The organism is Cytobacillus sp. C11.1 (assembly GCF_058145115.1).
The window spans coordinates 2,397,611-2,420,646 of the sequence record NZ_CM176935.1 but is presented as its reverse complement, the minus strand read 5'-3'; the positions used below and the strand labels follow the sequence as shown (position 1 = coordinate 2,420,646).

At 39.5% G+C, this 23,036-nt stretch carries 25 protein-coding genes, 1 pseudogene and 1 riboswitch; of the genes and pseudogenes, 5 read left to right on the top strand and 21 right to left on the bottom strand.

All coding sequences use genetic code 11. From position 1 onward, the window contains the following. Positions 1 to 61 precede the first annotated feature (61 nt). The 7 genes from AC3ZVC_RS11995 to prsW form a co-directional block, all read right to left on the bottom strand. Complete coding sequence (locus AC3ZVC_RS11995) at positions 62 to 643, bottom strand: lysophospholipid acyltransferase family protein (protein WP_490068655.1); 582 nt, start codon at positions 641 to 643, stop codon at positions 62 to 64. Further along, the gene (gene cmk, locus AC3ZVC_RS11990) at positions 640 to 1,320 is read right to left on the bottom strand and encodes a (d)CMP kinase (RefSeq protein WP_490068652.1); all 681 of its coding nucleotides are present in this window, start codon (positions 1,318 to 1,320) and stop codon (positions 640 to 642) included. Before cmk ends, AC3ZVC_RS11995 begins: the two co-directional genes overlap by 4 nt. A 599-nt stretch (positions 1,321 to 1,919) precedes the next feature. Next, on the bottom strand, positions 1,920 to 2,105 hold the full coding sequence (locus AC3ZVC_RS11985; RefSeq protein WP_490068650.1) for a YpfB family protein: 186 nt from the start codon (positions 2,103 to 2,105) through the stop codon (positions 1,920 to 1,922). 89 nt (positions 2,106 to 2,194) lie between these two features. Further along, positions 2,195 to 2,854, bottom strand: a complete 660-nt coding sequence (locus AC3ZVC_RS11980) for a flagellar brake protein (RefSeq protein ID WP_490068649.1) — start codon at positions 2,852 to 2,854, stop codon at positions 2,195 to 2,197. Positions 2,855 to 3,163: 309 nt separating this feature from the next. Continuing rightward, complete coding sequence (gene ypeB / locus AC3ZVC_RS11975) at positions 3,164 to 4,513, bottom strand: germination protein YpeB (protein WP_490068648.1); 1,350 nt, start codon at positions 4,511 to 4,513, stop codon at positions 3,164 to 3,166. A 14-nt stretch (positions 4,514 to 4,527) separates the two neighbouring features. Next, on the bottom strand, positions 4,528 to 5,358 hold the full coding sequence (sleB, locus tag AC3ZVC_RS11970) for a spore cortex-lytic enzyme (protein WP_490068647.1): 831 nt from the start codon (positions 5,356 to 5,358) through the stop codon (positions 4,528 to 4,530). A 126-nt stretch (positions 5,359 to 5,484) separates the two neighbouring features. Next, a complete protein-coding gene (gene prsW, locus AC3ZVC_RS11965) occupies positions 5,485 to 6,174 on the bottom strand; it encodes a glutamic-type intramembrane protease PrsW (protein ID WP_490068645.1) in 690 nt (229 codons plus the stop codon). A 153-nt stretch (positions 6,175 to 6,327) separates the two neighbouring features. Between prsW and AC3ZVC_RS11960 the strand changes: the two genes are divergently transcribed. Next, positions 6,328 to 7,296, top strand: a complete 969-nt coding sequence (locus AC3ZVC_RS11960) for an asparaginase (protein ID WP_490068644.1) — start codon at positions 6,328 to 6,330, stop codon at positions 7,294 to 7,296. A 133-nt stretch (positions 7,297 to 7,429) separates the two neighbouring features. Here the strand turns inward: AC3ZVC_RS11960 and AC3ZVC_RS11955 are convergent. The 7 genes and pseudogenes from AC3ZVC_RS11955 to AC3ZVC_RS11925 all read right to left on the bottom strand — a co-directional run bounded on the left by AC3ZVC_RS11955 (position 7,430) and on the right by AC3ZVC_RS11925 (position 13,965). Beyond that, positions 7,430 to 8,406 (bottom strand): annotated as a pseudogene (locus tag AC3ZVC_RS11955) (YpdA family putative bacillithiol disulfide reductase). A gap of 230 nt (positions 8,407 to 8,636) precedes the next feature. Continuing rightward, positions 8,637 to 9,911, bottom strand: a complete 1,275-nt coding sequence (locus AC3ZVC_RS11950) for a Glu/Leu/Phe/Val family dehydrogenase (protein ID WP_490068643.1) — start codon at positions 9,909 to 9,911, stop codon at positions 8,637 to 8,639. Positions 9,912 to 10,284: 373 nt separating this feature from the next. Further along, the gene (locus AC3ZVC_RS11945) at positions 10,285 to 10,866 is read right to left on the bottom strand and encodes a genetic competence negative regulator (protein ID WP_490068642.1); all 582 of its coding nucleotides are present in this window, start codon (positions 10,864 to 10,866) and stop codon (positions 10,285 to 10,287) included. Between the two features lie 227 nt (positions 10,867 to 11,093). After that, positions 11,094 to 11,999, bottom strand: coding sequence for a MerR family transcriptional regulator (locus AC3ZVC_RS11940; RefSeq protein WP_490068641.1), 906 nt, complete (start codon positions 11,997 to 11,999; stop codon positions 11,094 to 11,096). Between the two features lie 83 nt (positions 12,000 to 12,082). Continuing rightward, on the bottom strand, positions 12,083 to 12,853 hold the full coding sequence (locus AC3ZVC_RS11935) for a metallophosphoesterase (protein ID WP_490068640.1): 771 nt from the start codon (positions 12,851 to 12,853) through the stop codon (positions 12,083 to 12,085). A 23-nt stretch (positions 12,854 to 12,876) separates the two neighbouring features. Continuing rightward, on the bottom strand, positions 12,877 to 13,272 hold the full coding sequence (locus AC3ZVC_RS11930; protein ID WP_490068639.1) for a hypothetical protein: 396 nt from the start codon (positions 13,270 to 13,272) through the stop codon (positions 12,877 to 12,879). Positions 13,273 to 13,332: 60 nt separating this feature from the next. Next, on the bottom strand, positions 13,333 to 13,965 hold the full coding sequence (locus AC3ZVC_RS11925; protein WP_490068917.1) for a CBS domain-containing protein: 633 nt from the start codon (positions 13,963 to 13,965) through the stop codon (positions 13,333 to 13,335). 145 nt (positions 13,966 to 14,110) lie between these two features. On the opposite strand from AC3ZVC_RS11925, the gene AC3ZVC_RS11920 reads away from it, so the two are divergent. The 3 genes from AC3ZVC_RS11920 to AC3ZVC_RS11910 all read left to right on the top strand — a co-directional run bounded on the left by AC3ZVC_RS11920 (position 14,111) and on the right by AC3ZVC_RS11910 (position 15,275). Continuing rightward, on the top strand, positions 14,111 to 14,341 hold the full coding sequence (locus AC3ZVC_RS11920; protein ID WP_214722757.1) for a spore coat associated protein CotJA: 231 nt from the start codon (positions 14,111 to 14,113) through the stop codon (positions 14,339 to 14,341). Next, entirely contained in the window at positions 14,338 to 14,598 is a 261-nt protein-coding gene (locus tag AC3ZVC_RS11915) for a spore coat protein CotJB (RefSeq protein WP_490068634.1), read from the top strand. Before AC3ZVC_RS11920 ends, AC3ZVC_RS11915 begins: the two co-directional genes overlap by 4 nt. A 107-nt stretch (positions 14,599 to 14,705) precedes the next feature. Continuing rightward, positions 14,706 to 15,275: a manganese catalase family protein gene (locus AC3ZVC_RS11910; protein ID WP_490068632.1), complete on the top strand. Its 570-nt coding sequence runs from the start codon at positions 14,706 to 14,708 to the stop codon at positions 15,273 to 15,275. 59 nt (positions 15,276 to 15,334) lie between these two features. Here the strand turns inward: AC3ZVC_RS11910 and AC3ZVC_RS11905 are convergent, their stop codons facing one another. From AC3ZVC_RS11905 to AC3ZVC_RS11885, 5 genes are all read right to left on the bottom strand, one after another. Next, a complete protein-coding gene (locus AC3ZVC_RS11905) occupies positions 15,335 to 15,793 on the bottom strand; it encodes a YpbF family protein (RefSeq protein WP_490068630.1) in 459 nt (152 codons plus the stop codon). Between the two features lie 141 nt (positions 15,794 to 15,934). Continuing rightward, positions 15,935 to 16,657: a LysM peptidoglycan-binding domain-containing protein gene (locus AC3ZVC_RS11900; RefSeq protein WP_490068629.1), complete on the bottom strand. Its 723-nt coding sequence runs from the start codon at positions 16,655 to 16,657 to the stop codon at positions 15,935 to 15,937. 380 nt (positions 16,658 to 17,037) lie between these two features. Further along, the gene (locus tag AC3ZVC_RS11895; RefSeq protein ID WP_490068628.1) at positions 17,038 to 17,661 is read right to left on the bottom strand and encodes a CPBP family intramembrane glutamic endopeptidase; all 624 of its coding nucleotides are present in this window, start codon (positions 17,659 to 17,661) and stop codon (positions 17,038 to 17,040) included. A gap of 6 nt (positions 17,662 to 17,667) precedes the next feature. After that, positions 17,668 to 19,167: a RecQ family ATP-dependent DNA helicase gene (locus AC3ZVC_RS11890; RefSeq protein WP_490068627.1), complete on the bottom strand. Its 1,500-nt coding sequence runs from the start codon at positions 19,165 to 19,167 to the stop codon at positions 17,668 to 17,670. Continuing rightward, entirely contained in the window at positions 19,164 to 20,222 is a 1,059-nt protein-coding gene (locus tag AC3ZVC_RS11885) for a YpbB family protein (protein ID WP_490068625.1), read from the bottom strand. Before AC3ZVC_RS11885 ends, AC3ZVC_RS11890 begins: the two co-directional genes overlap by 4 nt. Before the next feature lie 304 nt (positions 20,223 to 20,526). On the opposite strand from AC3ZVC_RS11885, the gene AC3ZVC_RS11880 reads away from it, so the two are divergent. Further along, positions 20,527 to 20,775, top strand: a complete 249-nt coding sequence (locus AC3ZVC_RS11880; protein WP_026584182.1) for a ferredoxin — start codon at positions 20,527 to 20,529, stop codon at positions 20,773 to 20,775. Between the two features lie 157 nt (positions 20,776 to 20,932). Here AC3ZVC_RS11880 and AC3ZVC_RS11875 read toward each other — a convergent pair whose 3' ends face one another. After that, positions 20,933 to 21,517 (bottom strand): ECF transporter S component, encoded by a 585-nt coding sequence (locus tag AC3ZVC_RS11875; protein ID WP_490068624.1) that lies wholly within the window; start codon positions 21,515 to 21,517, stop codon positions 20,933 to 20,935. A 162-nt stretch (positions 21,518 to 21,679) separates the two neighbouring features. Continuing rightward, positions 21,680 to 21,850, bottom strand: a riboswitch (FMN riboswitch). Positions 21,851 to 22,221: 371 nt separating this feature from the next. Beyond that, on the bottom strand, positions 22,222 to 23,034 hold the full coding sequence (locus AC3ZVC_RS11870; protein WP_490068623.1) for a histidinol-phosphatase: 813 nt from the start codon (positions 23,032 to 23,034) through the stop codon (positions 22,222 to 22,224). Between the last annotated feature and the right edge of the window lie 2 nt (positions 23,035 to 23,036).

Sequence of the window (23,036 nt, the reverse complement as noted above, 5' to 3'; positions counted from 1 at the left end):
TTTTAAAAAATGCCTTTTTACTAACTTCTTACAAAAGAAGCCTTTTGTCAAGCAAGAAGGTTTAAGAATTCTCCTCAATTAACTTACGGATTTCTCCCATAATGAATTCGGTCGTTTCTTCCGCTGAAGCCTTCCGTTCCCGAAGGTCCTTCATCTCAATTGGCTTACCATAAACTACTTTCAGCTTGGAAAAGGCTTTATAAGGGCCAATGATGGCACATGGCATAACATGCGCTTCGGATCTTAAAGCAAAGAATCCAGCACCGGCAAGCCCCTTACCCAATTGCCCCGTTTTGCTTCTAGTACCCTCTGGAAATAGCCCTAAAACCTTTCCTTCTTTTAAGATTCCAAGACCTTTTCTTAGGGCTTCCCTGTCACTCATTCCCCTTTTGACAGGAAAAGCATTTAGATGAGGGACGATTTTCCCAAGAACAGGCACATTAAAAAGCTCTTCTTTGGCCATAAAGTGCACAGGCCGCGGAGCATTAATGCCTACTACCGGAGGATCCAGATTATCAATATGGTTGGAACATAGCAGCACGCCGCCATCAGGTGGAAAGTTTTCCCTGCCAATCACTTCGAATCTGTAAACTGGTTTTAAAGCACCATAGACTAATGCTTTAGCAAAAGAATAGAGGTTCACTTTGATTCGATCCTTTCATTGGCCAGGTCCATTATTTTTTCTACTACCTGCTCAATTGATAATGAGGTTGTATCAATTTCTACAGCATCTTCAGCTTTTTTTAATGGAGCAACTTCGCGCTCTGAATCTAGCTTATCCCTCAGAGAAATTTCTTCCTTTAGCTTTTCAAGGTCCGATGAAAAACCTTTTTGGACATTCTCAGTATGGCGGCGAATCGCTCTTTCATCGACTGAAGCCAAGAGGAATACTTTTACTTCCGCTCCGGGCAGGACATGCGTACCGATATCCCGGCCGTCCATTACCACTCCTCCATTTTGTGCGAAGCTTTTCTGTCTTAAGACCATTTCTTTTCTTACAAGCTTATGCATTGAAACAATCGAAACAGAATTTGTAACTTCCGATGACCTGATTTCATTGGTCACATCCTGACCATCCAAATAAATTAATTGCCCTTCTGTGCCAGGCTGCAAATCAATAGTGGTACTGTTCAGTATTTCCATCAATGCTGCTTCGTCTTCTAGTCTCGCCTGCTGTTGAATGGCTTTATATGTCAAGGCCCGATACATGGCTCCGGTATCAATGTATATGTATGATAATTTCTCTGCTACAATCTTGGCTACTGTACTTTTGCCAGCAGCAGCAGGCCCATCTATTGCGATTGATATTTGTCTGTTCATAGTTCCTCCTGTACTGCCTGGCCAGGTTCTTTCAGGCCAGGTTCCTTCAGCTTTATTTTAACATAATAAGTGGAATTCAGGTTATATTATACAGCTTTTTTACAATGGCTCTATTCTAAAATCGTTTTCTAAAAGATTGTTGTTTTTAAATAAATCTGTAAAAAACATTGATAAATAAGATTGGTTGATTGGAGCGCAAGGTGCGAATAGATTCGAGGATCCTGTGCCTTCCATTCCACTCTAAAGAGTGCTTAAATCAGCAATGGCTTTAACATAGTCTAAAACAAAGGCTCTTTTCGTATAGATGTTGTTTTTGGACTCTAAAGATTGCCCGTTGATTTCCGCTCCAGTCACGCAGCGAACCCGCGGGGAGGAACGGGAGCCTCCTCGGCGTTTCACGCCTGCGGGGTCTCCCGCTCCCTCTCTTCCCGCAGGACATTGAATAAGCTTCCTCGAATAAGCACCGCACAAAGAAAATGCGAATGCATTTTCGAGGATCAAGTGCCTTCCACTCCAATCAACTCAGTAATTAAAACTAGTTTGTAAGCAACAAACTTTGCGAAAACAGCCAAAATAAAAAATAAGCAGGCGGCTGCCTGCTAGTAATTTTCTTTGAACGTTTCCAGCAGCTCAGTGAAGTTCTGGTCTGTAACACCCTCATATTGTGTCAGCTGCTTTAATTCAGGAAATGCATTCATATGATGAAAGAATAATTGAGTAATCAGCAAAAAAACAAACTGCACGATGATTAATTTTAGAAGAATCCTCTCGATCGCTTTCATCATCTACATCTCTCCATAGTTAAAAATAGGTCTAAGCCATTTGACTTCTTTATCTATTATGAGAGCTGCACATTAAAAATATCCCCATCCCTTTAAATTTCGAGACCTTTTTTCTTCATGGCCAATTGTCTGTCAAAACAAAATCGCAGCAGCAATTGTCGGTCTTGCGGGCTAATCTCCATAAACTGAACAGAAATAATGGACTTTCCATTATTCATTTCCGAGATTCTTATTACTTTGCTTTTCAGTTTCAAATAATGAGATTCCCCATTTTGCATAGGTAAAACAAAATAAGTATGTATTTGCATATTCGCTTTTAACAAACAGGATTTGTCTGCAATAATTGCAGCACCTCCTGCGCTGATATCATCTGTAACAGACACAAACGCTGAACATTCGCCTCTAACAGGGTGAACTGCCACATCGACTGACGTTTCAATCCTGACAAACTGGCGGCGCTGAATCTTCATTAAATGTTCATCCCCTGGATAAGAAAGAATCATCATAGGGATTTTTAGCTTTACCCTGCCGAGGACTTCGCTTTCAAAAAAGTAAACGGAGCCATCAGCTGCGACGAATGTTGCTTTTAGCTGAGTTCCGTCGAGCAGGAAAGCGGTCTTTTTCGTTTCCTGATTTATTGGGTAATCGATATAGAGGTTATTTCCTTCTCTCTCGACAAGCTTGCATTTGTATTTCTCTGATTTATCTGAATATTTCATCTCCAATATTAATGCTTCTCCAATTTTCACCATGCTTGCTACACTTCCCTATTCAAAAGGATAATCTTGTCATTTAATTATGACATGCTTTAAAACTTTCGTGCAACAGCATTTTATAAGAAATATAAGCAAAAAGTCCTATATCTGTTTTTCCGCATCATAATTAAATCAAATATTCTTCTTGATGCTATGATAAGCCGTTGGGTATCAGCTTCAACTGCGGGATTTAACGTTTACACCCTCCTCCCACAACAGTCTCGTTTCTTTCTCTTCAATCAAGGGTTTCATAAATAACTGCTTTGCTTTAACATAGCAATAAAAAAGAAAGCCATTCGGCTTTCTTTAAACAACGTCCTCGTATACAGGCTCAGCATTTTTGAGCTTTTCTACTTTCTCTTCTTGTCCAGTTTCAGCATTAATATAAATCCTATAGGTGTCTTCCCCCATCGTGCCAAGGAATTCATAACAGGAAACCTCCTGATTCAAATCATTCATAATAACTGCCCGCCTGTCTTCCATGACTTTTACCTGCGGATTTATTTTTGCTCTTGCCTCTTCCTTAGAAATCACAGGTTCAGGTATTTCCCGCTGATGATGGGACTTTAAATAATCATTTGCAGAAAAAGCGGCTATTCTGCCATTGTCCAGTGCCACTTTCACACGAATTGCATCCGGATAGATTCTTACACCATTTTGATTGGAAACAAAAGTAAACACCCCAAGGTTGTCATATTGCGCACTTTCAAACAAGTCCAGATCCTGGAATCCGTTTTGCTTAAGGAATTTTATTGCATTGTTGCTTGCTTCATTTAGACTGATCTTTTGCTGTCCGACTTCCCGTTTCAATATTAACCAAATCGGATATCCTCCTTTTTTAGTGATATCCATATCTGCTTCTTCTTTTGTTTTCTTATTCTGTATGCTTACACTGAAAAATCCGTAATCTGAACCTTTACCGTTTTCGGTTACCTTAATATTTACATTATTTCCAAGGGCAGCGTATTTCTTTGCTATTCGGGCAGCTTCGTCTTCCGTAATTTCTTTGCCCTTTAAATATTTAAAATTCTCATCCTTTTTCTGCATATTAACAAATGCAGGGCCAAAGTCTGTTTCACCATAGCCTTCAACGGTTTTTTCCACGGTCTTAAAGCCATCAATAATAGTATTGTCAGCAGCTTCCTGATTGGAAGCCAGTGCCATTTCAACATCCATCCAGCGAAGATTTTTTTCCAAAACCATATGCTGGACTTTTCGAAGATCCTGCTGGACATCAGCAGATTGCTTATAGAGCTCTTTAAGTGTTTGATATTCTTTATCGGTTAATGGTTCCTTATCTAAATCTCTTACGGCAGTACGATAGCTGAAATCACCAATATTGGACAGGAACTCCTCTGTTTTATTAAATGGAAGAAGTGACAGCGGCAGCTGGCCTACATCCGAATGAGCTTCAGAAGTTAACCTCCACACCTCCGCCAATTCTGGTGATAAAGAGGCCCTGGAGTTCATTGCCAAAGTAGTTCCAATTTTATCATGTAAAAGATCAACCTGATAAGTTAAGTCATGAAATGCTCTTTGATAATTATTTTCAGCATTAATTAGGATTGCATTTTTCTCTCGGTGTTCCTGATATCCCCAAAACGCTGTACCGGCGACACCCAACGCTAGTACCCCAATGAGAATTCCTCTAAGCATAGTTCTTCACCCCTCTATTTACAGAATATGTGCTTGCCAATTCTCTTAATCTGCGGACGAGTCCAAATCCATCCGCTTGTAGCAGTATCAGGATTAAAATAATAAAGAGCCTCTCCTGTTGGGTCCCAGCCATTGATTGCATCAAGGACCGCTTCCTTTGCTGTTTCATTAGGAGTAAGCCATATTTGTCCATCAGCAACGGCCGTGAAAGCCCGAGGTTCAAAAATAACTCCTGAAACTGTGTTCGGAAAAGATGCACTGTTTACACGGTTTAGAATAACCGCGGCAACTGCTACTTGGCCTGTATATGGTTCGCCCCTTGACTCTCCATAAACAGCGTTGGCCATAAGTTGAATGTCATTTTCCGAAAAACCATTAGGCATGTTCGCAGCAGTTGGCTGCTTCGGCTTTTCCTGCTGCTGAGGAGCAGTAGTTCCTCCTTGAGGCTTTTTCTGCTGTTCCAGATTTACACCGCCATAGTGGGAAAATTCATTGCCTTTATTAATCTGTTCTTTAACATATTGCTCATTATAATGTGATGCCTTTACGAGCTTATTCTTTGTTTCCTGGCCTGCAAGCCCGTCAACCGGAAGTCCAAACTCATACTGGAAGTTTCTTAAAGCCCAATAGGTCCCCCATCCAAAGACACCATCGATCTTTCCATTGTAAAACCCCAAATACTGCAGGCGGGATTGAAGTTCAATAACATCATCTCCTACCGCTCCGTGCTGGATAATCTGATTGGAAAATGCGCTTGCTTTATCAACACTTCCACTCATGGGAATTGCCAGGACACAGAGGGAGATTATGAGTAAAACCTTTGCTGCCAAAAAGTTCTTTTTCATGGATTATAACCTCCAAAAGTCAATCTTTTATCATTGACCCTATTTTTTGTAGTCTCTGGTTTTTTATTCAAGAACTTCAGGTTTTTAAAAACTTATCCATTTAGAGGAGGATAAAAAAACTCTCCATCATGAATGGAGAGTTTTCTGAAAGTCCAATTGATTATCAATATGATTGACACTGTGTGCCCTCGCTTTTTTAACCTTTCTAAGACCAAGCCACCAAAGGAAGATCATAAATGGAAACATGATATAAATCCAATGTTCAAGAGAAATTAAGATGAAGTCGTAAATGCCATGAAGCAGGAAGGGTACAAAGAGCGAAAGGGCTATCCATTTTTTTGTAGCAGTTGCCGTGAATTTTCCTTTTCCTATATAATAGCCCATGATGACACCAAAAAGAGCATGGCTGGAAACTGGAAGCAGGGCCCTCCCAATTGCATGTTCGACTCCAAGGGCAAGCAGATAAAAAATATTTTCCGCAGTAGCAAAGCCAAGCGAGACAGAAGCTCCATATACAATGCCATCATATGGCTCATCGAAGGTTATATGCTGATAGATCGTATAAAATAGTATGAACCACTTAAAAAATTCCTCAAGAAGGCTGGAAGAAAGAAAAGCATCCAGCAGGCTTGATTGAAGCACACTTTCCGTTTCAAGAACATATTGGATAAACATGATGGGGAACACAAGCAAAGCGCCAAACAAAAAGGTTTTAAATACCATTGAGATAGGCTCAGACTCATATTGATCTTTTAAATAAAAATAGCTTAATAACGCCAATCCAGGAGCGATGCCCGCAGATAATATTCCCAGCATGAGCTGTCCTCTTTTCAATCTGTTTTCTTAATCGTATCATGATATAGTGAGAATTTAAATGATTATTCAAATTTTGGAAAAAAATAAATACCATTACTTGTTAAAATTTCAGGCTGCTAGAAAGAAAAAATACAATTATTCGGGGGATTAATTATGGAGAAGAAAAAAATTCTTGTAATACATACCGGCGGCACCATTTCCATGAGCGAGGATGCCGCAACTGGCTCTGTAAAGCCAACCGATTACAATCCTTTAACGGAAAAGACAAAGGAACTATTATCGATGGCCGAATTATTGATTGAAGAGCCATTCCATCTCCCTTCACCGCATATAACACCGAAGGAAATGCTTAAATTAAAAGAGATTATTGAAGGATACATCGAAAAAGAAGAGATATGCGGAGTCGTCATTACACATGGAACAGATACCTTGGAAGAAACGGCTTACTTTTTGGATTTAACTGTCAAAACGGCTCTGCCAATTGTCGTTACCGGTGCAATGAGGTCCAGCAACGAAATTGGTTCTGATGGTCTGTATAATCTAATCTCTTCCATCAGGGTTGCTGTTTGTGAAGCAGCTAGAGACAAGGGGGTCCTCGTGGTACTAAATGACGAAATCCATACTGCTGAAAATGTCACCAAAACGCACACCAGTAATGTTTCAACATTCCAAAGCCCGCAATACGGCCCCATAGGCATCGTCACTAAACGTGGTGTATTATTTCACCATGCACCAACAAAAAAAGAATATTATCCCATAAAAGGTGTATCCAAACGAGTTACTCTTATAAAAGCCCATGCAGGGATGGATTCTTCTTTGCTTTTGGCGATTAGAGATTTGGACTTTGATGGTGTAGTCATTGAAGCACTAGGACAAGGCAACCTCCCTCCTGCTACTATTCAGGGTATTAAAGCACTTACCGAGAAAAGGATTCCTATTATCCTCGTATCCAGATCCTTTAACGGAATTGCCCAGGATGTTTACGGTTACGACGGAGGCGGGAAGCACCTTAAAGAAATGGGTGTAATCTTTTCCAATGGCCTTAACGGACAAAAAGCGAGGATAAAGCTTTTGATTGGCCTCGAAAGCCAGCAAAGCATTGAAAAGATTTTTCAATTGTAAGCCGAAGGATAAATGACCTGTTTCTTGTCTGTCCAGTTAAACTGGCTTTATTAATTTTCGCTCTTATCAGCAAGGGCCAAATTCAAAATACGCATTAACATATCCAAAAAAAAGGCTGATCCACAAACATGGATCAGCCTTTTTTTGCTTTGTTCTCATTTTTATTAATGGTATGAGCAATTAGTTTTCCATGGAAGCGGCCATTTTCTATAAAGATTTCGTTGGCGTTATTGCCCGCTGCTATAACGCCCGCAATAAAGATACCTTGAATATTTGTTTCCATTGTATCCGGGTCGAAAAGAGGTCGTCCTGTTTCCTCATCAATCATAATCCCCATACTTTTTAAAAAGCTATGGTCAGGATGATAGCCTGTCATCGCAAATACAAAATCATTTTTTATTTCATATAGGTGATTTTCTTTGGTGTAAGCCAGCTGATCTCGGTAATTTCTTTCACATGTGCATTAAATTCCATCTTAATAATACCATTGCGGACTAATGCTTCAAACTCCGGCAGAATCCATGGCTTTATGCTTGGGGAATATTCCTTTCCCCTATAAATGACTGTTACTCTTGCTCCCGCCTTAACCAATTCAATTGCGGCATCCACACTGGAGTTTTTTCCGCCTATAACAGCGACGTCCTTATCAAAATAAGGATGGGCTTCTTTAAAATAATGGTGAACCTTAGGCAAGTCTTCACCTGGGACACCCATAAAATTAGGATGATCATAATAGCCTGTAGCAATGACTACATACTCTGCAGCATATTGGCCTTTATCGGTATTAACTTCAAAAGCCTCACCCTTTTTAGCTATCTCTACTACTTTTTCATATGCGTTAATCTTAATTCCTTTTCTTTTCACAACTTCTCTGTAATAAGTAAGCGCCTGATTTCTTTTTGGCTTATAGTTTTCTGTGATAAATGGTACGCCACCTATTTCAAGCTTTTCACTTGTACTGAAAAAAGTTTGGTGTGTTGGGTAGTGGTAAATCGCATTTACAATGTTCCCTTTTTCGATGACTAGCGGATTTTTCCCCATTTCCTGAAGGGCTATGGCTGCTGCCAATCCGCATGGACCGCCTCCAACAATTATAGCGTCTATTGTCAAGATGTTCTCACTCCTTAGTTCACGACCAAAAGAAAGCAATGCTTGCTTTCATTTAAATTTTTTCCTTAGCTTAGTTAAGCTGTTGTTACCGCTTCGATCATCAGGGTGCCAAAATCAACAATGAGCTTTAACAAAGCCTTACTAAAAAATCTCCCATCAATCTATGATAGGAGATTTTTTATGATTATTCAAATGTCTTACTTCAATTTACTTTAAGAAAGAACACTATTCTAGATCCAGCCGCGGAATCTTGAAGCTTCTGCCATTTTCCGCACGCCAACCATGTAAGCAGCTAAACGCATATCCACTCTGCGCGTCTGGGCTGTTTGATAGATATTATCGAATGATTTAACCATTACCTTCTCTAGCTTTTCTTCCACTTCTTCTTCTGTCCAGTAGTAGCCCTGATTATTTTGAACCCATTCAAAATAAGAAACCGTTACACCGCCGGCAGATGCCAATACATCAGGTACAAGCAATATACCTCTCTCTGTAAGGATTTGCGTGGCTTCAAGTGTAGTTGGACCATTTGCAGCTTCTACAACGATGCCAGCTCTGATGTTATGCGCATTTTCTTCAGTTATCTGATTTTCAATGGCGGCAGGAACGAGAATGTCACATTCAAGCTCCAGCAGCTCTTTATTTGTAATTGTATCATTAAAGAGTTTAGTTACAGTACCAAAGCTGTCACGGCGATCAAGAAGATAATCAATATCAAGACCATTTGGATCGTACAACCCGCCATAAGCATCTGAAATGCCGACTACCTTCGCACCAGCATCATGCATGAATTTTGACAAGAAGCTGCCCGCATTACCAAAACCCTGCACTACAACTCTTGCGCCTTCCAGGTTGATGCCCTTTTTCTTTGCAGCTTCACGGATGCATATCGTAACACCTTTAGCTGTTGCAGATTCCCTGCCATGGGAACCGCCAAGTACAAGAGGTTTACCAGTAATGAAGCCAGGTGAGTTAAATTCATCAATCCGGCTGTATTCATCCATCATCCACGCCATAATTTGGGAGTTTGTAAAGACATCAGGTGCCGGAATATCTTTAGTAGGACCTACAATTTGGCTGATAGCGCGTACATATCCCCGGCTTAACCGCTCTAATTCTCCAAAGGACATATCCCGCGGATCACAGACAATCCCGCCTTTGCCCCCTCCATATGGGAGATCGACAATTCCGCATTTCAAGCTCATCCAAATAGACAGTGCCTTTACTTCCTTTTCAGTTACATTCGGGTGAAAACGAATACCGCCTTTAGTAGGACCTACAGCATCATTATGCTGGGCCCGGTAGCCAGTAAAGACTTTTACAGTTCCGTCATCCATCCGTACAGGAATTTTCACTGTCATCATGCGAATTGGCTCTTTTAGAAGTTCATATACCTCATCTGGGTATCCCAGCTTTTCCAAAGCTTTATGTATGACAGTTTGCGTCGACTTTAAAACGTCTAGTTTTTCAGCTTTATTTGAATCAGTACCTTTCTCGGCTACCATTTGTAAACCTCCTAGAAAAATCACTTTCATTAGTTGTCCGCTTCAGTTGTCCGCTTCCATGAAATAGTATACACCTTTGCTTAATTTATGCAAGAAGAATAGTACACTTTTCCGCATTTTTTGATTCTTTTATGAAACCGTTATCAATGCTGGTTTTAAAGGCAATTTTCTGTTTATTCTTATTACCTGTTTTCCCGCTCACAGGCAAAGAAAACATCCATTTTTATTCTTTAATATACAAAGGGTCAATGCTTCTTCGGCGGCTTTTGCAGCTCGTGAACTTACCATTGTTTTGCCCAATATCTGCATGGTTCATGAGCAGTTAAGATAAATTCCTGAAAATACGAAAGAGGAGGAACACCCCCCTCTTATTTTATAAGAAAAACTCAACTAGCTTTTTGGCAGCCTTGTTTTTAATGATGATTTTGCCATACTCCTCAATTAGATGGATACTGACAAATGAGGGGTTTCCAAACTCGGCCAATATAGCAACTGTCCTATGGACGTCTTCACCGTGAATATCGGTAATATGATAGAAATATTTTCCTTTATAGGAATAAAGGCTCCCGTTCTCAATATGAACAAGATTCAGCCTTTTAGCCATTTGAATTACATCCTCAAAATCCTGAAATTCAAACAGGATGTCTTCACTGCCATCAACTGTTACTTGCATTTCAATAAAACCATCGTCAAGGAGCTCATCATCCTGCTGCTGCTCCTCCATAGTTACAATCATAACCATTCCTTGGGCCTGCATGGAAAAAATTTCGACAGCGACAGTCCCTTGAATGTCAACGCCAAATTCTTCACTTGCTTCCTCAAGCATCTCATGGAAAAGCTGATGCCATTTTAAAGAGTCTTTCCAGACATCTTCCTTTGTTAGGCCCCTGTCTGTTAAATCATCTAATGTAAGAAAGATTTTGATTTTATTATAATTCAAACGTTCTAAGCGCATAATAAGCCCCCTGCCCTGAACCAACTCTTTGGTTTAGTGTATGAAGATAAGAAAAGTTTGTGAGTCGTCTCTTTTTAAATGAGGGCAAAAATTAAATTAGCCGGCAATGCACCGCCGGCTTTCTCAAATTAAATAGTCTTTTTTCGCACTTTTTAATAGTGTGAAGAGGTTGATTTCCGCTCCAGGATACTCAGCGAACCGCGGAAAACAGCCTTTAGAAAAGAGCCTTAATTTAAATGTTCTTTTATCCATCCTTCCCACTCGCCCTTGGAGCTACCGGGAATAAAATCCTTATACTTCTTTTTTTCCTCTTCCGCCAGGCTATCAATAGCGAATCCCCCTATTCCCACATTGAGCGACTCATAGGTTGCAAACAGTCTCTCGGACAATTTCAGAGTTTCGGAGACATTCGCCTTCATGGTACAGGAAAAAAATAAAAACTTAGGATTTACAATATTGATGACTGTATGGATATCATCGTCTGCAATGCTTGTCCCCAGATAAACCACTTCAAAGCCCTTTCGCCTTAAAAATAGTGTAAATATCAAAAGGCCCAATTCATGTGCCTCACCAGGGCCGCATACAGCTATGGCTTTTGGCAAAACCGAATTATGAGGAAAAGAATGGAGAATCATTCCGATTCTTGATCTTAAAATTGATGAAGCAAAGTGCTCATGTGCGCTGGTAATCTTTCCATCCTCCCAAAGAGTGCCGATATTAACCAGCAATGAACCCAATATATCAACAAGCACTTTATCAATTGTAAATAAACTAAACGCCTGATTGATCAAATCATGCGCTTTTGGTTCGTCAAAATTGAGAAGAGACTCAAGCAGCTCATTTGCTAAAATACTTGACCTGTCTCCTTCCTTTTCCATCTGTATGGGCTCTGTATTCAATTCATTGTTTTCCAGCAGAGAAACGGCCTGGCTTATAGAAAAACCCTGACTAACCTTCATCAGCAGCCATTTTAAAATTCTTACATGTTCCTCTGTATATAGCCTGTGACCTGAGTCATTTCTTTTAGGGGCGACAATTTGATAACGCCTTTCCCATGCTCTTAAAGTACCTGGCTGAATGCCGAGCATTTTTGAAACAGCCTTAATATTGTATTTTCCTTCATCATTAGACATGCTCAGCCCTCCATTCAATTCCAATTATAGAAGTTACATTTAAGTGTGTAAACTCTGTATATGTTTTGAATAACATTCATGGATCAGCCATTCTTAAGTGTAATGAAATGAGTTTCCGCCTTTGCACCAAGACGCAGTGGCACACCAGTCGTCCCGTATCCATTGCTGATTAGAATCGTTGTTTCAGGAAGGACTTTGATCCGCCCCTTTTCATAGGGACTATAACCTAAGATATGGATTTGACCTCCATGTGTATGACCGCTCAACACGAGGTGAATATTGTGTTCTTTTTTTATTTCTTTGGCGATTCTGGGATCATGGCTTACTAATACCCGAAAGCCTCCTGTTCCTGCATCTTCCAATGCAAGATCCAGCCTTTCCCTATCCTTGCTTAAATCGTCCGTTCCAATTAAAACAAAGCGATCCCCTTTCTGAGATTCAAAGGATAGCGCTGTATTATCAAGAATTTTAACGCCGCATTCTAAAAGTAGGGCATCAAGCTGATGATAGTCTACTTCATAATCATTATTTCCCCAGACAAAATAAACCGGTGCTATCTCCATTAGCATTAATACGTTTTTTTTCACTCTTTCAAAAGGAACTCCCTTTTCCATTAAATCTCCACCGATAATCACTATATCCGGTTTTTTCCCTTTGATTTCACTAATAAGTTTGCCGGTAATCTGTCGCCTATGAATATCAGAAATAAAAAAAAGCTTTACTTCTCCGAAGCTTTTCGGGAATTCGGAAAAAGAAAGCTCTTTATATATTATTCTATCCGCAAATGCCTCCTTGAGCATATGGATAAGTAATCCTGCACCGCCTATAAAGGTCAAAGCCGCTATATAAATCATAATTCCTCCTGCTTACATTGCTTTTACTCATAGTCTTCAGCAAATTTCAGTTTCTTAAAATCTAAAGAAATAATACCATAGATTACCGAAAAACAGAAAAGTGCAATCGTTTCCCAAAGAGAAATAGCAGACAAAATGATAAAGCTTCCGATAATTAATAAACTCAGCAGAAGTTCAAGCAAATGTGTTCTTTTATATATTATAAGCAATGCAGTTAATTCTATGGCGCTTCTGATCATTTCTGCATTGGCAATAAAAGCGATAATAAAAAAAATCATCCCTAAAAAAAACCCGCCCGGCTCCAGTACGAATATGACAATCATATCTGAAATACTCATTGGGACGGACACCGGAAAAAACTTTATAAATAAAAAACCGCTAATTAAGCCAGTCAGTAGTTTCAGCCATTGATAATACACAAAAAATCCCTCCCATACAAATTGTATGAGAAGGATTCGTTTTGTTGACTATATTCAAAATTAATCTTCTGTAATATCAAGAACACGAAACCCGGATTTTTCAAGTTTGCTAATGAACTTATCCAGATTATTATTTTTTTCCACTTTCATTACAATGCGGCGTACCAGCTTATCTGTTTCATCAAATGTCACAAGGGATATAATGTGTTCATGGAAGTAGTGGGCAATTTCTGCCAGCCTTGCGATCCGCCCCTCCGTTTCTACAGATGTAAAAGCAATCCTTACACCGGAACGGTTGGTGCCGAAAGCAGATTGGAATTGTGCAAGCACATCAAATCTTGTAACTATACCCATGAATTTTCGATTTTCTCCCAGAACCGCCAGCAAAGGAAAGTCCTTTAGTGCCAATAAAGTTTTTTCAAAAATTTCATTTCCCTCAAGATAGTTCTCATGATGTGTGGCGATATCTTTCACCAGTGTTGCACCTAAAAAATCCTCTTTTAATTTTCCTGATGAAAAGAAGTTCTCATATATTCCATATCTGGTGATAATGCCGACGTATTTATCGCCTTCCAATACAGGAAGTCCGTCAATTTGATGCTCCTCAAGCATTGCTAATGCTGTCTTCAATGTTTCATCCTGTCCAATTGTATAACAGGTGTGCTTTGGTATCATAATACTTTTCACAAACATTGCCATCACCTCAGAGTAATTAATAAGACCCATTTATAAGTTCTCCGTCACCTACGTTATCCCCTCTTTTTCTTATATAAAACTAACATGAAAACCAGAAATTTCTCATATGATTCAATGACGCACAAATGAGGAGGGAATAAGCATGTACACACTCCGTAAAACCTGGCACCCGTATGTAAGCCCTTTTGACCCTTGCAAACCCATTACCGTTAAAACATATTCAACCCCGCCAAATCTATATATGGGATTCCAGCCGCCCGGTCTTGAGCAATTCACACCAATGCAAGCCTTACGAACAGGAACACTATGGAAAGCATTCTATGACCCTTGGTATAGTCCATATGAAAAGGCCAGGGAGGGGCAGCAGCCATGAAACAAATGCCAGCAGAATACTACCAGCTTCTCGAACAACTGCAAGCAGTCGATTTTGTGTTAGTTGACTTGACTCTGTATCTCGACACTCATAATGATGATGCAGATGCGATTAACCAATTCAATCATTATGCAAAGGAACGAAAAAAACTGAGAAATGCAATCGAAAGCAAATATGGTCCATTAATGCAATACGGTCATAGCTACTCCGGCCAGCCTTGGAATTGGGATGACGCTCCTTGGCCATGGCAAGTGTAATATTCATCTGCTGCGCCTTCACTAACGGAAGCGCTGATAACCGGAAATATTCTTATCTATAGATAACGTGATCTGAAGGCAGATTTTCAGGGAGGGGTTGAAGAAAGATGTGGGTTTATGAAAAGAAATTACAATATCCAGTCCGGGTTAGCACGTGCAATCCGAAGCTTGCAAAGTTTTTAATAGAACAATATGGCGGTGCCGATGGCGAACTTGCTGCTGCCCTAAGGTATTTGAATCAGCGCTATTCCATTCCAGATAAAGTTATCGGCCTTTTAACAGACATCGGAACTGAAGAATTTGCCCATTTAGAGATGATTGCTACGATGGTTTATAAATTAACAAAGGATGCCACACCTGATCAAATGAAAGCAGCTGGCCTAGACGCCCATTATGCCAACCATGATAACGCATTATTCTATCATAATGCAGCAGGTGTGCCTTGGACAGCTTCTTATATCGCGGCCAAGGGGGATCCGATTGCGGATTTATATGAAGATATAGCAGCAGAGGAAAAAGCTAGAGCAACATACCAGTGGATCATCAACATGAGCGATGACACGGATTTAAATGATGGTTTGCGCTTTTTAAGGGAAAGGGAAATTATCCATTCACAGCGCTTCAGGGAAGCAGTAGAGATCCTTAAAGAAGAACGGGATAAGAAGAAATTCTTTTAATAAATACTTAACATTGAAAAAAGAAGCAGTTTGGCTGCTTCTTTTTATTGTTTACCCACTTATTTATTCTCATGGTAGAGGTTAATGTCATAATTTTTTTTCATCATTTCAAAAACGTTGTGCCGGTTTTTCCATTCATCTTCTCTTTTCCATAAATCCTTGCTTTTATCTATGATTTCACATCTTAATGCGTGAAATTCCTTTTCCGCTTTTTCTCTTTTTTCCCTCAGCAGGTTCATCAGCCCATATAACCCAACCGAAATAACAAGCAAATAAAAATTAGCCGATTGGTTGACAAAAGCAGAAAACATAGAGGCAAATGAATACGAAAAAGGCTGCATCACTGTTTTGTAAATATACAAAAAATATAAGAAAGATATAAAAACTGTTGCCCACATGGCAAACAAATGCCATGACTTGAACTTATCAAACTTTTGCTTTCTCTCCACTACTTTTTCAAGCATCTTACGTGTAGCCTGGTCTGTTCGATCATCAAGCATTCTAATCGGCGACTCCAAGATTCTCCCTCCTCTTTTCATAATAATGTATGAGCTTGTACAACATTATATGACTGTAGAAGCAGAGTAGCTTGAAGCACTTTTTCCTTAAACATCATTGGCCTGCAAAATACCCGGACAGGGAGCCTTAGTTTTCTGCTATTATTTAAGCGGAACTTTTAATACTTGACCTGTCTGAATTTCATTCGACTGCAAATTATTGGCTTCTTTTAAAATATCAATCCCAGCCTGTGATTTATAATAGGTCATAGCTATTCTAAAGATTGTTTCTTTTGGCTTAACAGTATGATAGACAACTTTTTCTTCTGTTTTGGGCTCTTCCTTCTGCTTTAATTCAGCCGCCTCTTCAGATACAGATTTTTCTACTGCTTTTGTCTGTTCTTTCTGTACAGGCTGTGCTGCAGAACCCTTATCTTCTGAATCTGCCTTTTGAGAAGCTTGTGTTTCAGAATCTGCTGTACTTTCCCTCTGTGCAGGAGAATTCTCAGGCTCTTTTGATTCTGATGCAATATTATCTTCTCTTACTTCGATCGTAGTCCCTTTATTAGAATCGTTAGTCGCATAGCCAACGGTTTCAAAGCCTGTCTCGGTAACTGCAGCTTCTTCAGCAGCTCCCATGCCCCTTTCTTTGCTCAAATAATTGTAAATGCTGAAAATAGTAATGGGAAGAAGGATAAAAAACATAGCAAGCAAGCGGATGACAGGATATTTAAGCTTCCATTTATTCTTTTTTCTTTTTTCCTGGTGTACCCTGCTCCTTGGCGGCAGAGCTGTTTTTGATCCACCTTTGTCCGATTCCTGCTTTCTATCAATCTTTTTACGGAGCCGTTCCGCCTGATCTCTGTATGGACCTTCTTTATTCATGGAACATCCCTTCCTGTATTAATATTCATAAGAAGCTAATTTTTATAGGCTGTTTTCTAAAAGATTGTTGTTTTTGAATAGATTTGTGAATAAAACAATAAATAAGGTTGGTTGATTGGAGCGTAAGGTGCTAATCCCGCGAAAATGCATTCGCATTTCCTTCGTGCGGTGATGATTCGAGGATGCTTATTCAACGTCCAGCGGGAGGAGTGGGACAGGTGAGACCCCACAGGCGCTTCGCGCCGAGGAGGCTCACCGCCCACCCCGCGGAAAGAGAGCATCCTGGAGCGGAAATCAACCTCAATACAATATTTTGTTTAAAAAGCAACAAAGTTTGCGAAAACAGCCTTTTTATCAAAAAATTTTTATAAGTGGCTTTGTTATTCGTTATGTATCTCATTACCGTCCTGTTCTTTCCTCGTCGGATTTTTGGAGTGCCGAATACGGATAATGACTCCCAATAGAAAATCAATCAGGAAATGCATAACCATGGTAACAAGCAAATTTTCGGTTACAAGATAAATATAACCTATAAAAAAGCTTAATGTAATAATATTTAAAAACAAAAACCAATTAAATAAATATCTATAATGAACAAGTGCAAAGATAATGCTTGAAACGGCGAGCCCAAAATGCGTTTGAATGACTCCCCTGAATAACAGTTCTTCACTGAAGGCTACTAATGCCGCTATCAATGCTATATGCAACAGATTGCGGCTCCTGAAAATCCTTTCATTCAATCCCCCATCATTATACAGGGATTCAGGGAGCAGCTTCATGAGAATTAAATCCACAGCTACAACACCCGCTCCAGCTGTCCCCCCAACCAAAAGAATATTAACATCATTCCACCTAAACAGATCTACAAAAGCGCCAAAACTATCAAATAATATAATACCTAATATAAAAGAAATGATTAATAGTAGAATTTGTGTAATATAGAGGTGAAATAACAGTTCTTTGTCAGTCAGGTCTTTAATAATATCCGCGTATTTCTTCATCATTTTCATTCACACACCCGGATTCAGAAGCGCATCTAAATGATTCTTCCAATCATATAGCGAGTTCTCCTGATTTACTTTATTAGTTTTTTTTGTAAAATCGTTTAGTTCCAGGCCGCATACATCGCAGCAGTTTGGGATAGCATCTGTTTTTTGCTCGTTAAAATGAGAAAGAATATGCTCTCGGCGGCATACATTCATACTTATCCAACTATATACTTCTTCAATACTCTGTTTCTTTGACTCAAGTCTCTTCTGATTATAGATCTTCATCTCCAGCACGATTTGCTCAAGAGAGATCCCTTGTTTGCTTTTTCGTTGAAAAAAATCTTCAAAAACTCGCCATTGTGTGTCAGTTAAACCTGATAGCTGTCTGATTTGCTCTTCGTATTGAGATAGACTTGATATAACCGCCGGATTATCCTCCAGCCATCCCTTTAACCAATCAATTTGCACTTTATCAGGCAGTTCGCTCTCTGCAAGCTGGTAGGGAAGCTGTTCATCCCCAGGAGCAAAGAGGAGAATGGCAATACTTTTATCTCCATCCCTTCCGGCCCGTCCAATTTCCTGCAAATACGATTCGATTTGCATAGGCATATGAAAATGAATGACATAACGGATATTCTCTTTATTAATCCCCATGCCAAATGCACTCGTTGCGCAAATAAGATCAAGCTGTCCATGAATAAATTGCTGCTGCACAAGAATCCTGCTTTCCTGGTCCATGCCGCCATGGTAAGCCATAACCCTTCCAACTCCACGGTCCCTAAGTAGCTCTGCAGACTGCTCCGCCATTTTTTTGCTGGAAAAATATATGATTCCGGGACCCTCCAGTGTTTGAGCAAGTTCAGCAAGTCTTTCTATTTTGTCGCGATAGCTGTTCAGCCTTTCCACTGATAGAGAAATATTAGGACGGTCAACAGAATAAATAAATTCATTCCCTTCAGTTATGCCCAGTGATTTTTTTATATCTCCCTTTACCTCTGGAGTAGCTGTAGCCGTCAAAGCCAAAGTAAGCGGATTTCCGAGCTTCTTTCTGACTTCCCCAAGTTTTAAATAATCAGGCCTAAAGTCATAGCCCCATTGCGATATACAGTGAGCTTCATCCACCACAAATAAAGCAATATGCAATTTCTTCAACTGAGACAGGACTGCCTCAAAATGTAGCATTTCCGGTGAAATAAATATAAATTTAAAGTGCCTTAAATTCATGAGCGATTGCCTTTTTTCTTCATGTGTCAAAAAAGAATTGAAAGCAATCACCTTCTTCTCCCCGTTCAGCATAAGCTGTTCTGCCTGGTCCTGCATCAGGGAAAGTAAAGGTGATATGATAATCACTTGCCCTTCAAGCAAGTATCCAGGAAACTGATAGCAGAGAGATTTGCCAGTTCCAGTGGGAAGCATGGCCACTGTATCCATTCCGGCAAGCACGGATGCAATGATTTCTTTTTGGCCAGGCCTAAAGGATGTATACCCAAAGTTATTTTGTAAAATAGTTTCTAAATTCATCTCTCTTCTCCAAACTTTGCCAATACTAATCTTATTTCAAAGTAATCCGCATCCGGCACCAATTGACGTATTTGTTTAAGCTGCCTTGACTCAGAGCTATTTGCTGCCTCAAGAATTGATTTTTGCCGGTCATCCGCAACATACGGTGAAATATCAAAGCTGCTCTCATTTAAAGCCACTTCAACTACATGATCTTCAATGGTACTTCTTTTTAAATTTCTAATACGTGCTATTTCGTCTAAACCTAAGCCCCGGTTTAACAATGAGTAGGTTTTTTTAGTCGAGAATGTTAGCGGAACAGAATCCTCAGATCCTGAAACCAGTTTTCCCAGCAAAGGATACTGGGAGGAACTGTGTATTAGGCAATCCAAAATATAATGGAGTACACCAAGAAATTGGTGGTGATAATAATCGTGGCTTATCCCCAGATGCTCGGCAGCCTGAACAGGGGTAAGGCCAATATGATTAAAGCCTGTAAGCCTCAGCGTAAGAACAGCAGGATTAATATCACTTAGACCGCCAAGACAGTGCTGCAGTTCTTTATTCAAAAGTTTTCCTAATTCATTTCGGGGGGCTCCAGCTGTTTTCAAAAAACCTTTAAGCCAGGCATGAACTTCCCTTTTTCTTTGAATTGGAAGATATTTTGTATGATTATAATTCAAATGTGATATAACCTGAATAAGGAGTGAAAGCCTCTCCCAAAAGACCCCTGTGGACGTATGGAATTTCCAGCCGTTTAAGGAAGAAGGAATTGGGCAATTTAAAAAAGCACTTTGCAAATACCTTTCTCCTTCTGCAGTCAAATCAAAATGGCTATTTTCATTCTGACTAATCCAATTAACGATTTCCATCTCTTTTGCATGCTGCTCAAGATCAGAACGACTTAATTGCCCAAATGTTTTAAAGAAGCGGGTTAATTGGAATAAGTGGGCATCCTGAATCGTTTGAGAAGACTTTTTGCCATTTAACAAGTGCAGAATGGAAAAGATCGTTCTCTGTCCCTTCAGTTCCTTTATACAATATAAAATAACTATCTTTAAATAGGAATTTTCCATATTTCTCACCTTATTGGTTGCTGATTTTATTTTATGCAGCCTTCATGATATTTTTGGAATGTTGTGTCTATGCGAGCATATACGACAATTTGTGACTCTCTCTCCATTTTATCATGAAAGAAATAAGCAAACTGTTTTAAATAAATTATTTAGGGTAAATTAAAGCCCAAACCCAGTTATGATAAGCATTCTCAATACATTTTCTATTGAAAAGTTGCCCATACAGTTTTACAATAGATATGAGGAATGCGTTACCATCTTCATGATGGAAGATTATTTGTTTAAATCTTGGGAGGTTTTTTTCATGGCAAAGTATACGATTGTTGACAAAGAGACATGCATCGCATGTGGTGCTTGTGGAGCTGCTGCACCAGACATTTATGATTACGATGACGAAGGCATTGCATTCGTTACCCTTGATGATAACCAGGGAATCGTTGAAATTCCGGATGTATTAATTGATGATATGATGGATGCTTTTGAAGGCTGCCCAACTGATTCAATTAAAGTAGCTGACGATGCGTTTGACGGCGACCCGCTTAAATACGAATAGATCTTCAATTATATTCTAATCCAATGTTAAGCTACTGCTCCCTTTCATGATGAAAGGGAGTTTTTATTTGCAGTGAAGGTGACAACAAGGTCCCGTTTTGCAAAGCAAAAAAAGCAACGGCACACATAGCCGCTGCTTTTTATTATTTATAATTTATTTAAGCTGCGTTTTTAAAAGTAGCCTGCTTGTTCATCCATGTTCCCATGCGTGTAAATAATAGCATGAAAACAATAGAGATCAGTAAACCTTTAACAATGTTAAATGGCAAAATACCTGTCACGATCATCGTGCGCATCTCCGGTGCAGACATTGAAGGGAAGTTTAAAAAGAATGTATATGCCGGCAAAATGATGAAATAATTTAACACACTCATGATTACAGCCATAAACATTGTGCCAATAACCAATCCGAAGGTCATGCCCTTTTTTGTTTTCAGCTTGTTGTATACATAGTAAGTTGGCAAGACAAACAAAATGCCAGCTGCGAAGTTTGCAATATGGCCAACAGGAACTCCTGTTGCGCTTCCAGTCATAAAATAATCAAGAACGTTTTTAATGAATTCGACTAAGATTCCTGCCGCCGGACCAAAGATTAACGCTGCGATCAATGCAGGGATATCGCTGAAGTCAATCATTAAAAATTGTGGAAATGGCGGGATTGGAAAATTCAGCAGCATTAAAATGTATGAAATACTGCTAAGCATCCCGATTGAAACTAAAGCTTTGATATTAAGTTTTTTCATGTTCCTCTCTCCTTTTTAGGACTATCTCTCCTATAGAAGAAAGGTTCGGCAAAGCAAATGTCTCTGGAATAAAAATCCCTCAAGCTAAATCACTTGAGGGAGAATTACAAAGGCACGCTTAATAAACATTCAAAACCTGCATTTTTTGAACGTCTGCAGAACCTCCATCTTCTCCCATCCAGACTGTACTGTCGGCTTTGGAATTGCACCAAATCCTGCCCAATTAAATAGTAAAGTTTTGTTAAAGAAGACTTTACTCTCAGGCTCGCGGGCTTAGAGTAAAAAAAACTCATCACCGCCGGTCGGGAATTTCACCCTGCCCCGAAGATAGACCGTATTAATTTTTTTCATCTCTTATTATACTGAAAAATAGAGGTAATGTGAAGGGATATATTCTCTCTGCTGATCATACAGGTGGAGAATTTCAAGAGATTTTAACTTTTCAAGAGTTTGAGTGAAGAGTTTTATCATCCTTAGTCATTTAATAGCTGTTTTCCAAGATATTTTTTCTGTGCTGTTTCTGAATTTCATGTCAGGATTCTTGATTGTTGTGCGTGGATTCCGACTTTTATAAGCGGTTATCAATTTGTGCACGGCTTTCCAGGTTTTACATGCGGGGTTTGATACTTCTGCGCGTCCTCCTGCCCTTTAGGCTCGGATTCACATTCCCATATAAAAGGATGGCTCCAAAGCCATCCTTTTTATCACCCTAGAGGATATTCTTTTCTTTCTCCTTTGGAGAAGGTCATTATTGACTGATAGCCCACTTCCTTCGCAAGCGCAATTGCCTGGTCGAAGTCGGCTCCTACATGTTCTGGAAAATGCGCATCTGATGAAAGCACAATCGGTATATTTTTTTCATAACATTTCTGCAAAAGCCTTTTATCAGGGTAAAGTTCCCCAACAGGCTTCCGCAAACCGGCTGTACTAATTTCCACACAGGTCTTTGATTCTGCAAGGGCATTGGCTGCACGGTCATACTGTTCCAGTAAAAATTCCTCATCCTGCGGAACATATTTAAAGATCTTCACTAAGTCAAGATGACCTACGATATCAAATAAATTAGATTGTGCTAATGTTACGACCTGATCAAAATATTTACGATAGACATCGTAAAGATCTCTTTTATCCCATTCTTTTCTATACTCTGCAAGATCTATTCCAAAATCCCCTACCCAGTGAATGGAGCCGATTACGTAATCAAAAGAATAATTTTGGATGAATTTTTCCATTTCTTCATGCTTTCCTGGCGTGTAATCCATTTCGATAGACATCTTGACATCTATTCCATTGTTCCAGGCTTCATGAAAAACATTCACATAGTCTTTCATATCATAGTACCGTCTCTCATTTACCCATGGATTCTGCAGGATGTCTGCTGTTTGATAGAAATGATAGGCATGCTCGGAGACTCCAAAGCTTTCAATGCCTTTTTGTGCAGCAGCATCTGTAAATTTCCTTAAATACTCCAAGCTTAATGTGCCATTTTCAAGATGATTATGATAATCTGTCAGCATTT